The sequence below is a fragment of the Achromobacter sp. UMC46 genome (genome assembly GCF_014170335.1).
Lineage (GTDB): Bacteria > Pseudomonadota > Gammaproteobacteria > Burkholderiales > Burkholderiaceae_B > Achromobacter.
On the sequence record NZ_LZZS01000021.1, the window covers coordinates 75213 to 89121 of the forward strand.

A 13909-nucleotide genomic window follows, 5' to 3' on the forward strand; every position below is an offset into this window, starting at 1 on the left:
TCCAGTTCAGTTGCCGCGCCTGGCCCGCGCCGGTTGGCGGCGCTTGCGGATCATGGCGAGCAGAAGTCCGCATCCTAGCAGCACAGAGAGGCCAGCGCCGATCATCATGGCGATCTGTTGGGTGTTTTCCGCGGTGCCCAGGCTGCGCGCGGTAATGTAGCCCGGCGCCAGCATCAGCGGCATCCACACGAGCGCGGACAGCACATTGGCCAGTTGGAAGCGGCTTTGCGCCATGCCCATCACCCCGGCGACGGTGGGGATGGTGGAACGGATCGGGCCCAGGAACCGGCCGATCAACACCGACGCGAAGCCGTAGCGGTAGAAGAACAGGCGCGCGCGCGCCACGCCGGTGCGCTGCTGCTTGAGCGGCCAGCGGCGCAATACGCCCGGACCGGCCCAGCGCCCCAGCCAATACGACAGCGCATCGCCTACGATGGCGCCGGCGATGCCCCAGGCGATGATGCCCCAGGGGTCGAGCGTGCCGGCGCCGATCAGGCCGCCAGTCAGCAGCATCAGCGCGGTCGCGGGGATGAACAGCCCCAGCAAGACCACGGATTCACCCAGGGTCAGCAGGAAGGTGATCGGGCCCGCCCACATCTGGTTGGCCTCGATGAAAAGGCCGATTTTGTCTATGTATTGGTCCATGAAGGCGAAGTCTGAAAATTAGCTGAAAGCAATCGGGTATCTTAACGCCTGCCTTGATGGCCAAATGTTATCTAGGCTATCTGAATGATGCGATATATCGGGGAACTATGGATTCGGTGACACAAGCCGTGCTGGGCGCGGGCATACAGGGCGTGATGCTGGGGCGCTTCCAAGGGCGCCGGGCGCTGATCTACGGGGCCGCGCTGGCCACGGTGCCCGACCTGGACGTGCTGGTGCGCTATCCGGACCCGGTTTCGCTCATGACCTACCACCGGGGCTTTTCCCACTCGCTGATCGTCCTGACCGGCCTGGCGCTGCTGCTGACCTGGCTGATGCGCAGATACTGGCCGCAGGCGCCCTACAGCGGGCGAAGGTTGTTCCTGACCTTGTGGCTGGTGCTGGTGACGCACCCGGTGCTGGACGCCTTCACCGTCTACGGCACGCAGCTGTTCTGGCCGTTCACGCCCATCCCTGAAAGCTGGTCGGCCATCTTCATCATCGACCCGGTCTATACGGTGCCCTTGCTGGCGGCGGTGCTGTTCGCCATCGCGGTGGGCATGACGGACCGGGCACGCCGACTGCTGGCGGCCGCCCTGGTCTTCAGCACGGCCTATCTGGGTTTCGGCCTGGCGGGCCGCATCATGGCCGAAGACCGCGTGCGCGACGCGATGCGCCAGCAGGGCATCGCCGTCACGGAACTGCGGGCGGTGTCGATGCCGTTCAACACGCTGGTGTGGCGTGTGATCGCCAAGACGGCCGACGGGGACTACTACGAAGCCGTCAGCAGCCTGTTCGACCGCGGCCAGCCGGAATGGCTGCGCCAGCCGTTGAACCTGGAGCTGGCCCGTCCGCTGGCTGAGGTGCCCTTGCATCAGCGGCTGCGCTGGTTCACGGACGACTGGCTGCGCTATGACGCGATCGGCGACGCGCTGGTGGTGTCCGATCTGCGCATGGGCATGGCGGGGCACTACACCTTCCGCTTCAAAATGGCCGAGCGCGCGGCGGACGGCGGGTGGACGCCGGTCACGCCCGCCGTGTGGCCCAGCGAGCGGGGCGGGTGGGCCGAACTGAAGCGGGTGCTGGCGCGCATCCTGCATGCGCAGCCGCCGCTGCCGCTGGAGCAATGGTCGGAAGGGTCGATGAAATAAGCGCGCCGGCAGCCGCCGGTCAGGCGCAGGCGGCGATGGCCATGTCGCCGACCATCCCGGCGATGTCGGCAACGTCTTTGCGGGACAGGGCCGGCACGCCAAGCCGTCGCAGCAGCGCTTCACGCGCGACCGCGAACGCAAGCGCCTGGCCCAGGATCGCGTGGGCGCGAAGCACCTGTTCACGGTGTCCGCGCGCTTGGTTGCGGATGTCGGCCACCAGGTCGGCAACGTTCGTGTGCAGGGGCAGGAACAGTTGCAGGTAGAGCCCGTCGAATTTTTCCGTGGGCCGGAGCTGTTCGCGCGCCAGCAGCAGGCTGCCCGCCGTCGACGTTTCGGAGTCCAGCAGGGCGCAAGCAAAGTCCCGCATCAGCGATTTGAGCGCCGCGCGGGCCGCGTCGGGGGAAGCGGGCGCGGGCGGCTGCAAGTCGAGACGGCTGGCGATGCCGGCGGCCACCTGTTCCAGCACGGCCGCGTACACGCCTTCCTTGCCGCCGAAATGGTAGGGGATGGCAGACTGGTTCACGCCCGCTTCGTCCACCAGTTGCCGTGTGCGCACGCCATCAAGCCCTTGACGGCTGAACAGGGCCAGTCCGGCCCGGATGAGCCGGTCCCGGGTGTCGCGGGAGCGCGCGTTCAGCGTGTCTTGGTCTGGCGTCGAGGTCGTCATGGTCTGGCGGGCGTGTCTGGCTAGATGTCCGCGTGCATCAAGCGGGTCGTGTTGTCGTTCAGTTCGACCCCCGCGGTCGGGCCGACCAGCACGGTGCCGCCGATATTAGCCATGTGACGCCCGAAGGCGCAATTGGGTTCGAAGGCGAAGCACATGCCTTCCTGCAAGGGCACGTCGCGTCCCACGGTGGGCAATCGCTTCAGCTCGGGGTAACGGGCGGCTTCGGGCAGCGATTCCACGCCCGGCGCGATGCCGAATCCTACAGGACCATAGGGATTGATGCTGTGGATCAGCGGATGGACGTGCCAGCCGCCGGCCGTAAGCAACGGCGCCTCCATGGCGTCGACCACATCGCCGAAGGTGCTGCCGACCCGCAGCGCCTGTACGCCTGCCTCGTAGCTGGCGCGGGCCACCTCGGCTGCGCGCAGGATATCGGGGTGGACGTCGCCGATCGCCACCGCGGCCTGATGCTGCGTCTCCATCATGCCGTACAGCGCGAAAATCTCCGACAGGATCAAATCGCCGTCGCGCAGGATCCTGGGCGCCTGCGCGCGGTACTGCCACGCCGCAGGGCCCCACCCCACATATTCCGGACCTGACCCAAGCAGTATCTCGGCCGTGTAGCCGCCCATCGAAAAGCAGGTGGCCGTCACCGCCGCTACCAACTCGGCCTCCGATACGCCCGGTTTGGCGGTTGCGCGCAGCGCCTCGCTCATCGCTTCGCCGATATGCGCGGCATGGCGGATCAGCGCAAGTTCCTCGCCGCTTTTGACGGATGCCCGCTGGAAGAAAGGCCGGTACACCGGCACGAACTTCGCTTCGGGCACCGCCGCTTCCAGCGCCTGAAGCGTCCGGGCGGGCATGGCGCCATCGAAGTAGAAGGGCGGGTAGGGCTCCAGCCCGATCACGCCGATCCGGGTGCCGTTCATCCCGCGCGTCGCCAGCCAGGCGCCGACGTCGCGGCCTGTCTTGCCTACGAACAGTTGTTCGGGCGCGATCCATTGCAGGTCGCCGCGCAATGCGGCTTGCAGATGGTCGGCGACCATCAGCGAGGCAAACGTGTAGACCCGCGGCGTCTCGTCGCCGATGAAAACCACCATGGATCCGGGCCGGTCGTTGGAGAAGTAGCAGTCGTGCGCAAAACCGGCAGGCGCGCAGGCTTCCCGGTCGCCGTAGACGATCAACGCTTCCAGGTGCTCGGCGCGCATCAGGTCGCGGGCAAGCTGCCAGCGGCGGTCGCGTTCGGTGAGGGTCAGGGGAGAGGGGGGCGTAGGCATGACGAAGTCCTGAGGGGTGGGAGAAGCGATAGGTCCGCAATTTAATTCATTCAAATGAATTAATCAATTCGCGAGACTTCACCAGAGCCCGGGCCTGGATCCGAAACAGGGATTAGCCGTATTGACCGTCTTTCGCGCCTTGCATTATTCTTGTTCCCAATTAAGGAACTTAAGTTCCGATTTATGGAACAAACATGAGCATTCTCGATGGTGTCCAACGCGTCCTCGCGCTTTACGCGGAAGGCGCGACGGAACTGAGCTTTACCGACGTTGCGGCGCGCCTGGCCATGCCCAAGAGCACGGCCTCGCGCCTGCTCAACCAGATGCAGCACTACGGCATGCTGGACCAGGACGCCGCCACGCGCCGCTATCGCCCGGGCGCCTTGCTGGCCCATGCCGTGCGTGCCGGCATGGCCGCCACGCCGCTGGATGAAGCCTGCCGCGCGGTGCTGTCCCGCTTGTCGGACGACAGCGGCCTGACGGCCTATCTTTCCACTCTCAATCAGCGTGAAACCGTGGTGCTGCAGCGGTTGAACGGGTCGCATCCGGTGCAGGTGCTGTCGCCGCCCGGATCACGCCGCAACGCCTCGGGCACGGCGATGGGCCGGGCGCTGCTCTCGCGCCTGAACGACGCCGAATTCCAGGCCTTGTACGGCACCGACACCGATCAGCCCTTGCCGATGGAAGGCCGCGATTGCCCCGCGACCGTTGGCGACCTGGCCCGGCTGGTCGCGCAGACGCGTGCGGACCACTGCGGCGTCGCCATCGATCAAGCCATGCCCGGCATCGGCGCGGTGGCGGCCGCGGTGCGCGATCCCGCGACCGGCGAATTGCGCGGCCTGTGCCTGTCTTTCGTGTCGTTCCAGGCCGACGCGGCCCGTGTGGCGCGCTTGCGCGAATCCGTGCTGCAGCAGGTAGCCGCGTTGGGCCGCGAACTGAACGACCCTTATTGGCTGGCCTGACCCGACGTTTTCCCTTTCCGATGCGTCCGCGCCGACGCCATCCAGAACACTCCCAGAACCCTTGACGGAACCTTCTTCCATGAACCTCTTGCTACTCAGCAATTCCAGCAGTGATGCCGGCTATCTGGTCCACGCCATGCCGGACATCCGCGAACTGATCGCATCCCTGCCGCCCGGCGCGCCGGCGGTGTTCGTGCCGTTCGCCGGCGTCACGCGCGACTGGGACGACTACACGGCGCTGGTGGCGTCGGCGCTGGCCAACACCGGCCTGGACATTCAAGGCCTGCATCGCGCCGAAAACCCGGTGGCCGCGTTGGAAAGCGCCGCGCTCATCATCGTGGGGGGCGGCAACACCTTCAACCTGCTGGGCCAGTTGCGCCGCCAGGGCCTGCTGGATGTGGTCGCGCGCCGCGTGCGCGCAGGCGCAGCCTACCTGGGCTGGAGCGCGGGTTCGAACCTGACGTGCCCCAGCATTTGCACCACCAACGACATGCCCATCACGGACCCGGAGGGCTTCGACGCGCTGGGCCTGCTGTCGTTCCAGATCAATCCGCATTACACCAACGCCCATCCGCCCGGGCACCGCGGCGAAACGCGCGCCCAGCGCCTGGCCGAATTCTGCGCGCTGAATCCGGAGATGCCCGTGCTGGGGCTGCCCGAAGGCGCCGCACTGCGCGTGCGGGGCGGCAAGGTCGCGCTGATCGGTCCGCACGACGCACCGTTGTTCCTGGGCCTGGCCGAGCCGCGCGTGTTCCGTCCCGGCCCGCTGGAGATCTCGGCATGAAGCAGGTGATCGATACCATCGAACTGCTGTCGTCCGCCCACATCACGGGCGAGGCCGTGGCGCAGGTACTGCGCGCGGCCGGCGAGTGCGACGTGGACGTGACCCGCCTTGAACGCGACGGCGCGGCCACGGATTTCCTGTCCATCGTGATCCCCGGCGCCGATGACGCGGCGCCGCAACTGGGCATCGTGGGGCGCCTGGGCGGCATCGGCGCGCGCCCGGCCGTCACGGGCCTGGTGTCCGACAGCGACGGCGCGGTCGTCGCCATCGCCGCGGCGCTCAAATTGATGGCGATGGCGCGCCAGGGCGACGTCCTGCCCGGCACCGTGCGCATCCGCACCCATATCTGCCCGCGCGCCGGCACGCGGCCGCACCATCCGGTGCCGATGATGCGTTCGCCGTTCCCCATGCGCGAAATGATGTCGCACGAGGTGGACCCGCGCATGGACGCGATCTTGTCGGTCGATACGACGCGCGGCAACCGCCTGGTCAACAAGCGCGGCGTGGCGCTGACGCCGGTGGCCAAGCAGGGCTACCTGCTGCGCATTCCGGAAACCATGCTGGACGTGATGGGCTGGGTCAGCGGCGAACTGCCCGTGACCCTGCCGCTGACCACGCAAGACATCACGCCTTACGAGAACGGCCTGTGGCACGTGAACTCGCTGATGCAGCCGGCCATCGTGACGGATGCGCCGGTCGTGGGCGTGGCGCTGACGGCGCAGACCACTGTGCCGGGCTGCGCGACGGGCGTCACGAACGCCGTGGACGCCGACGTCGCCATGCGCTTCTGCATCGAGATCGCCAAACTGTACGGTCAGCGCACGATGACGTTCTTCGACGACGCGGAGTGGCACGCGCTGCAACGCCGCTACGGGTCGATGGCGCACCTGCAGACCGTGGGCCGCGTAGACGGCGGCGCGGCATGAGCGCGCCGCAATCGCGCCGGGTGGCCTTCTTCACCATCGGCGAATCGCCGCGCAGCGATGTCGTGCCCGAGATGGCGCGGCTGCTGGGCGACGCCGTGCGGATCGACGAATTCGGCGCGCTCGACGGGCTGGATGCCGCGGCGCTTGCCGCGTTGGCCCCGAAGGACGGCGCATACCGTTTCGCCACGCGCCTGCGCGACGGCGCCCAGATCGAACTGGATGCCGCCGCCGCCGAAGCCCGGCTGGCCGAGGTCATGCGGCAGGCGGACGGCGCGGGCTACGACGTGCTGGTGCCGCTGTGCACCGGCACGGCCATCGCGCCGATGCGCACGCTGGTCGTCGAACCGCAGCAGGTCGTCGACCACCTTGTCGCCGGCTTGTCGCAGCACTGCCGCAAGGTAGGGCTGGTGGTGCCACTGGCCGAGCAGGTCGATTTCTTTCACATGGCCGTGCCGCTGTCTTGCGAGACGCAGGTCGTGCACGCCTCGCCTTACGAGGCCGACGCCGGACAGGCCGCGCGCAGTTTCGCGCAAGCGGGCCAGGCATTGGCGTCTTGCGACCTGATCGTCATGCATTGCATGGGCTATGCCGCGCGCATGCGCGAAGCGGTCGCGCAGGCGTCGGGCCGGCCGGTGCTGCTGTCGAACCGGCTGGTCGCCCAGGCGCTGTCGCAATTGTTGGAATAACGCCGCCGTAGCTGGCCGATGCATGGCGGCGGGCGTCCTGTCCGCCGCCATGCCGAACGAGCGGCGAGGGGAGACGAAGCAGTCTTCGTCAATTTATCGTTGGGAGAGTCTTTTCATGTTCAGCCTTACTCTGCACCGCGCCGTTGGCGCCCTGTTCGCCGTCAGCGCGTTGACGGCCGCCTCCACGGCCATGGCCGCCGATGCGTGGAAGCCCACGAAACCCGTGCGGCTGCTGGTGGGCTTCGCGCCCGGCGGCTCCGCCGACACGCTGGCGCGCCTCTTGGCCGAACCGCTGTCGCAGCGGCTGGGCCAGACGGTCGTCGTCGAAAACCTGGCCGGCGCCGGCGGCAACATCATGGCGTTCCGCCTGTCGCAATCGCCTGCCGACGGCTACACGATCGGCATCGCCGCGGCCGGTTCCATGGCCATCACCCACGTCCTGAATCCCAAGGGCACGAACTACAAGCCCGCGGACTTCACGCCGATCACGCTGGCGGCGGTGCAGCCGAACGTGGTCATCGTGAACAAGGACGTGCCGGCCAACAACCTGGCCGAACTCAAGGACTATTTCCAGAAGACGCCGACGGCCACCTACGGCACGGCAGGCGTGGGCATTTCGAACCACCTGATCGCCGAGACCATGCTGTACAAGATGGGCGTGAAGGTCCCGCACGCCGCCTATCGCGGCGCCGCGCCGGTCATCACCGACCTGTTGGGCGGCCACATCGCGATGACGATGGACAACATCTCGACCGCGGCGCCCCTGGCCTCGCAAGGCAAGGTCAAGGCCATCGCGGTCGCATCGATCAAGCGCGCGCCCCAACTGCCCAACGTGCCGACGCTGGACGAACAGGGTCTGAAGGGTTTCGACATGCCGACGTGGCAGGGCGTGTTCGCGCCGGCAGGCTTGCCCGCCGACGTGCTGGCGGCCTACTACGCCGCGCTGCAAGACGTGCTCAAGCAGCCTGGTGTGATCGAGAAGATGGCGGGCCTGGGCTCGGAGCCGGTAACGGACATGACGCCCGAGAAGACCAGCCAGTTCCTGGAAAACGACCGCAAGCAGTGGGCCGAAATCGTGAAGACCGCGAACATCAGCCTGGAGCAGTAAGCGGGCTTGGACGGCGGCGGTGCGTAGGTTTGCAATGAGATTGACTCTCATTATAGAATCCGGCACCGCTCCCTTGCGGCCTCCGGACCCGCATCCGGCGCAATCGCCTCAACGTCCGCCTTCCGCCGCCCATGTCCGCCGCCGACTCCTCATCATCCGCACCTCACGGACACGTCCAGACGTTGTACAGCGAGCATCACCGCTGGCTGCAGGATTGGCTTCGGCGCAGGCTGAAGCACTCGGGCGATGCGGCTGACTTGGCGCAGGACACGTTCCTGCGCCTGTTGGCGCCGGCTGCGGCTGGCGATGCTCCCTCCGCGCCGACAGGGGCCTTGCGCGAACCGCGCGCCTATCTGGCCACTATCGCGCGCCGCTTGCTGATCAACTTCCTGCGCCGCCGGGCGCTGGAACAGGCATATCTGGAAACGCTGGCGTTGCTGCCCGAAGCGCTGGCGCCGTCCCCCGAGCAGCAACTGATCATCCTGCAAACGCTGCAGCAGATCGACACCATGCTGGACGGGTTGCCGGCCAAAGTGCGCACGGTCTTCATCCTGTCCCAGATTGAAGGCCTGACCTACGCGGCAATCGCCGAACAGATGAACATCGGCGAGCGATCAGTCAAGCGATACATGGCCCAGGCCATGACCGAGTGCATTTTGCTGGCCCCATGACAGGCGTCGCAGGATTGCCCAATTCTCCATTGCCCGACCCGCCACTGCCGCGCCACGTGGCCGTTCAGGCGGCCGAGTGGTTCGTGCTGCTTCATGGCGGGGATGCCACGCCCCGGGACGAACACGCTTTTGAGCAATGGCTATCCCGGGCGTCGGATCACGAGCGCGCCTGGCAGCGCGCGCTGCAGGTCAGCCAACACGCGGGCAGCGTGCCGCCGACGCTGGCTGCGGCGACGTTGCGCCGGACCTGCGGGCGCCGTGCAGCGGTGCGCGCAATGGTGCTGCTGATGGTGGCGCCGCCTGCCGCATGGTTGGCATTGCGTGCCGTGCCCTGGCAGCACCTGACTGCGACCCACGCCACCGCGACGGGAGAGCAGCGCCAGGTGCAATTGGCCGATGGCACGCGGATCTGGCTGGATACCCGAACGGCCATCGATACCGTGTACGACGCGTCCGAGCGGCTGGTGGTGCTGAAAGAGGGCCGGATTCTCGTGGAGACGGCAACGGACAGCGCCGCCCGACCGTTCCGGGTCCGCACGAGCCACGGCACGGCGCGGGCGCTGGGCACGCGCTTCGTTGTGGAGCAGGGGGATGAGGACAGCCGCGTCGCGGTTTTGGGTGGGACCGTCGAGGTCACCCCGCGCAGCGGGGCCGACAGCTTGCGACTGGAGGCCGGGCAGCAAGCCAGATTCGATCAGTCCCGCATCGCTGCTGCTGGCACGGCGCAGCCGGATGCCGACAAATGGCCGGGCGGCATCCTGGCCGTGGACGATATGTGCCTGGACGCCTTTGTCGCCGAGTTGGCGCGCTACCGGCCTGGCATCTTGCGCTGCGACCCGGAAATCGGCCATCTGCGCATCACGGGCGCCTTCCAGCTGCGCGACACCGATGCCATCCTGCAAAACCTGGCGCATTTGCTGCCAGTGCAGGCGCGGTACCGCACGCGCTACTGGGTGACGGTGGTGGCCGCCGGCGCCTCTTCCTGATCGTTTTTGCAGTCCATCCTTTTTTTTGGCCCTTTTGTTGGACCTGGCGTGTCCTCTTCGATGTGAGCTTTCAACATCCAGGCACGCCTACAAGGAACAACGCATGGCCAACCCTTTGACCTCCGCCCGCCGACGCCCCGCAGCCGCGATTGCGCCGGCTTCGTTCGCGGTATCACCTGTTTCGCGCGCATTGCGCATTGGCTGGTTCGCCGTCGCGGTATCAGCGGTGCTGCCCTTGGGGTCGCGGGCATTTGCCCAAGCGACGGCAGCCGACGCTGCCACCCAAACCGACGTGGCAGCCCGCACCCTGGCGTTCCAGGTGCCTGCGGGCCCGCTGCCAGGCGCAATTGCCGGGTTCGCCGAAGCCGCTGGCGTCAGCGTGAGCGCGCCGCCTGAACTGGTGCGTGGGCTTGCGTCGCCTGGCGTGAATGGCGCTTATCCAATCCGGCAGGGCCTGGAGCGCCTGTTGGCGGGTACAGGCCTGGTGGCCGTGCCGAGCGGCGCAGACACCTGGATCTTGCGCCGACAGCCGTCCTCGTCGGCCGCCGATGCGGCAATCCTGCCCGAGATCCAGGTCGAAGGCCGGTACCACCGTAGCCAGGTGACGGAAGGGAGCGGTTCGTATTTGGGCGGCCCCACCGACTCGTCAACCGGTTTGACCCTGTCGCTGCGCGAGACCCCGCAATCGGTGTCCATCATCACGCGCCAGCAGATGGACGACCAAGGCTTGTTGAGCATTGCCGACGTGCTGCAGCAGACGCCGGGCGTCACTGTGGCGCAGGACAACACGCAACGCTACGCGTTCTCGTCGCGCGGCTTCTCCCTGGACAACTTCCAATACGACGGACTGCCCAGCTTGTCCACCTCTGATGGCAGCTGGGACACGTTTTCAACCACCAGCACGGCGATCTACGACCGCATTGAAGTGGTGCGCGGTGCCAGCGGGCTGCTTAACGGCACCGGCTATCCGTCGGGCTCCGTCAATCTGGTGCGCAAGCGGCCTACGCGCGACTTTCAAGGACAGATCGCCATGACCGCCGGTTCGTGGGACCGCTATCGCGGCGAGGTCGACCTGTCCAGTCCGCTCTCAGAAAGTGGCGGCATCCGTGGACGTGTCGTCGCCGCGCAGCAGAACCGCCACGCGTTCTTCGACTACTACCAGCAAAAGGAACGCATCTTCTACGGCATCGTCGAAGCCGACCTGACGCCTTCCACGCTGCTTTCTTTGGGCCTGGACCATCAAGAAAACGAGGGGACCGGATCGTCGTGGACGCACATTCCGCTGTTCTTCAGCGATGGCACGCGGGCGACTTTCCCGCGCTCGTTCAGCCCCGCTGCCAAATGGGGGCGGACGGTTCAGGAAAGCGACAAGGTCTTTGCCACGCTTGACCATCAGTTCAGCAACGATTGGCAGGCCAAGGTGGCCTTGGGCTACAAGCGCAACAAGCTCAAGGAAGCGCTGATTTCCAACGGCGTGGGGTTCATCGATGCCGATACGCATTCCATGCTGGGCTACACCTCTCAGTTCCCGTCAGGCTCCAAAGAGAAGACGATTGATCTGCAGTTGCGCGGGCCGTTCGAATTAGGCGGGCGCCGTCACGAAGCCGTAGTGGGCTGGAGTTTGTCATCCGTCAACAGCCACAGCATTTCGTCCAACGGCGTGCCCACCAGCTATGACATCCCGGACATCTTCCATTGGGACAACAACCCGCCCAGGCCTACCGGCTATGTCACGTCGGAGGCGCCCATCAGTACGCTGCAGCGGGCGGCTTATGGCACGGTGCGGCTGCGCCCGACGGACGCCTTGTCCCTGATCGCAGGCGCGCGGGTCAATTCCTATGACTGGAGCCAGGTCTGGCGCGGCGACGGCTGGCAAGAGCCTTCAAGCATCAATGTGAGCGGCAAGGTCACGCCCTATGCCGGCGTGGTGTATGACGTGGACGCGTACAACTCCGTCTACGCCAGCTATACCGATATCTTCAAGCCCCTGGCCTGGTACTTCGACCGCAACAACCGTCAACTGGATCCGCAGACTGGCACAAGCTATGAGGTCGGCGCCAAAGGCGAGTATTTCGACGGCAAGCTCAATACTGCGATCGCGGTGTTCCAGATCAAGCAGAGCAATGTCGCGCTGCTGGACCCGAACGCGACGCGCCCCGACGGTTCGGCGGCATACACCGCCGCCAAGGGCGTCACCAGCAATGGTTTTGAACTCAACGCCGTAGGCGAAGTCGCACCCGGATGGCAGGTGATGGCGGGTTATACCTATCGCAATTCCAAGGACGCGACGGGTGCCAAGGTCAACACCACCGACCCCGAGCAACTCTTCAAGCTGGCGACGACCTATCGCTTTCCGGGCCGTTGGAGCGCATTGACGATCGGCGGCAACGTGTACTGGCAGAGCCGCATCTATTACACGGCTTCCGTTGGGGGACGCGATGTTGTGGCCGACCAGAAAAGCTATGCCATCGCGGGGCTGATGGCGCGATATGAATTCAGCCGTCAGCTGAGCGCCTCGCTGAACATCAACAACCTGTTCGACAAGACGTATTACAGCGGGTTGGGGTCGTACGGTAGCGCTTACTACGGCGAACCGCGCAACGCGCTGATGACGGTGAACTACAAGTTCTGACGCTGGGGATCGGCTTAGCAAGCCAGCATTGTTTGATGAGTTACGCGCGTTCCAGACGGGGGTTCTTGCCCCCGATCTCCCGCGCTTCACCCATCCTACGCCGGGAACCGCGCCGCGATTTCGGCGATCAGGCGGCGCGCCGCGTCCAGCTTGTCGCCGGCGGGCAGGGGGTGGGCGCCTTGCTCGTCGAACAGCACCAGTTCGGTGGTGTCTGCGTCCATGACCTTGTGCGCCAGGTTGCCCACCAGCAGCGGGATGCCCTTGCGGGCGCGCTTGGCTTCGGCGTGTTCCGCAAGCTTTTCGGTTTCAGCGGCAAATCCCACGCACCACGGGCCGTTTTCCAGCTTGGCCACTTCGGCCAGGATGTCCGGATTGGGTTCGAATTCCATCAACGGCGCGCCGCCGCCTTCGCTGGTCTTCTTCAACTTCTGCGTGCTGACGTTCTTCACGCGCCAATCGGCCACCGCGGCCACAGCGATGAAGATGTCGGCGTCGGCGGCGCTGGCCATGACGGCGTCGTGCATCTGGCGCGCGGTGGTGACCGACAGCGCGGTCACGCCGCGCGGCACGGGCAGGAAAGTGGCGCCGGTGATCAGCGTGACGCGGGCGCCGGCTTCGCGGGCGGCGCGCGCCAGCGCGTAGCCGGTCTTGCCCGACGAGCGGTTGCTCAGCACGCGCACGGGGTCCACGGGTTCAGACGTGGGGCCGGCGGTCAGCAGCACATGGCGGCCGGCCAGCAGTTTGGGCTGGAAGAACGCGATCAGGTCGGTCAGCAGCTCATGCGCTTCCAGCATGCGGCCATCGCCGGTTTCGCCGCAGGCCTGTTCGCCGGCCGACGGGCCCAGGACGCTGATGCCGTCCGCGCGCAATTGTTCGACATTGCGCTGCGTGGCCGGGTTGGCCCACATCTCGCGGTTCATCGCGGGCGCCACCAGAAGGGGACAGGCGCGCGCCAGGCACAGCGTGGACAGCAGGTCGTCCGCCATGCCGTGCGCAAGCTTGGCCATGAAGTCGGCGCTGGCGGGCGCGATCAGCACGGCGTCCGCGCCACGCGTCAGGTCGATGTGCGCCATGTTGTTGGGCACGCGCGCATCCCAGGCGTCTACGAAGACCGGCCGGCCCGACAGGGCCTGCATGGTGACGGGGGTGATGAAGTGCGTGGCCGCCTCCGTCATCACCACGTCGACCGTGGCGCCTTGTTCGGTCATGCGCCGTACCAGCTCGGCGATTTTGTAGCAGGCGATGCCACCGGTCAGACCGAGGACGATGCGTTTGCGGGCGAGATCGAGCATGAGGGCGTGGCGGCGGGTTCAGCGCCGTGAAATCGAGGAATGGAGGGTGATTTTATTCTGCATTGCGGCATTGCGCCGTTCGCGATGCATTCAGGGGGGATCAAGGGGGGCAAAACCCTTGGGGG

Annotated in this window: 13 protein-coding genes; 9 read left to right on the top strand and 4 right to left on the bottom strand. The window is 66.4% G+C overall.

Annotated elements, in window-relative coordinates:
• Positions 1-6: 6 nt before the first annotated feature.
• Positions 7-645, bottom strand: a complete 639-nt coding sequence (locus tag A9973_RS16835) for a DedA family protein (RefSeq protein ID WP_183014865.1) — start codon at positions 643-645, stop codon at positions 7-9.
• Positions 646-752: 107 nt separating this feature from the next.
• Between A9973_RS16835 and A9973_RS16840 the strand changes: the two genes are divergently transcribed.
• Entirely contained in the window at positions 753-1793 is a 1041-nt protein-coding gene (locus A9973_RS16840) for a metal-dependent hydrolase (RefSeq protein ID WP_183014866.1), read from the top strand.
• Between the two features lie 19 nt (positions 1794-1812).
• Here the strand turns inward: A9973_RS16840 and A9973_RS16845 are convergent, their stop codons facing one another.
• The gene (locus A9973_RS16845) at positions 1813-2460 is read right to left on the bottom strand and encodes a CerR family C-terminal domain-containing protein (RefSeq protein WP_183014867.1); all 648 of its coding nucleotides are present in this window, start codon (positions 2458-2460) and stop codon (positions 1813-1815) included.
• Positions 2461-2480: 20 nt separating this feature from the next.
• The gene (locus A9973_RS16850) at positions 2481-3737 is read right to left on the bottom strand and encodes a M24 family metallopeptidase (protein ID WP_183014868.1); all 1257 of its coding nucleotides are present in this window, start codon (positions 3735-3737) and stop codon (positions 2481-2483) included.
• Between the two features lie 194 nt (positions 3738-3931).
• Between A9973_RS16850 and A9973_RS16855 the strand changes: the two genes are divergently transcribed.
• From A9973_RS16855 to A9973_RS16890, 8 genes are all read left to right on the top strand, one after another.
• Positions 3932-4699, top strand: a complete 768-nt coding sequence (locus A9973_RS16855; RefSeq protein WP_183014869.1) for an IclR family transcriptional regulator — start codon at positions 3932-3934, stop codon at positions 4697-4699.
• 79 nt (positions 4700-4778) lie between these two features.
• Positions 4779-5483, top strand: a complete 705-nt coding sequence (pepE, locus tag A9973_RS16860; RefSeq protein WP_183014870.1) for a dipeptidase PepE — start codon at positions 4779-4781, stop codon at positions 5481-5483.
• Positions 5480-6409: a DUF1177 domain-containing protein gene (locus A9973_RS16865; protein WP_183014871.1), complete on the top strand. Its 930-nt coding sequence runs from the start codon at positions 5480-5482 to the stop codon at positions 6407-6409. The genes pepE and A9973_RS16865 overlap by 4 nt, the downstream gene beginning before the upstream one ends.
• On the top strand, positions 6406-7095 hold the full coding sequence (locus tag A9973_RS16870) for an AroM family protein (protein ID WP_183014872.1): 690 nt from the start codon (positions 6406-6408) through the stop codon (positions 7093-7095). Before A9973_RS16865 ends, A9973_RS16870 begins: the two co-directional genes overlap by 4 nt.
• 115 nt (positions 7096-7210) lie before the next feature.
• On the top strand, positions 7211-8203 hold the full coding sequence (locus tag A9973_RS16875; protein ID WP_183014873.1) for a tripartite tricarboxylate transporter substrate binding protein: 993 nt from the start codon (positions 7211-7213) through the stop codon (positions 8201-8203).
• 131 nt (positions 8204-8334) lie between these two features.
• A complete protein-coding gene (locus A9973_RS16880; RefSeq protein ID WP_183014874.1) occupies positions 8335-8874 on the top strand; it encodes a sigma-70 family RNA polymerase sigma factor in 540 nt (179 codons plus the stop codon).
• Positions 8875-8888: 14 nt separating this feature from the next.
• Positions 8889-9860 carry a FecR domain-containing protein gene (locus A9973_RS16885; protein WP_255469191.1) on the top strand — a complete coding sequence of 324 codons (972 nt, stop codon included), beginning with the start codon at positions 8889-8891 and terminating at the stop codon, positions 9858-9860.
• 103 nt (positions 9861-9963) lie between these two features.
• Positions 9964-12492 (top strand): TonB-dependent receptor, encoded by a 2529-nt coding sequence (locus A9973_RS16890; RefSeq protein WP_183014876.1) that lies wholly within the window; start codon positions 9964-9966, stop codon positions 12490-12492.
• 95 nt (positions 12493-12587) lie between these two features.
• On the opposite strand, the gene coaBC is transcribed toward A9973_RS16890, so the two are convergent.
• Positions 12588-13784 carry a bifunctional phosphopantothenoylcysteine decarboxylase/phosphopantothenate--cysteine ligase CoaBC gene (coaBC, locus tag A9973_RS16895; protein ID WP_183014877.1) on the bottom strand — a complete coding sequence of 399 codons (1197 nt, stop codon included), beginning with the start codon at positions 13782-13784 and terminating at the stop codon, positions 12588-12590.
• Between the last annotated feature and the right edge of the window lie 125 nt (positions 13785-13909).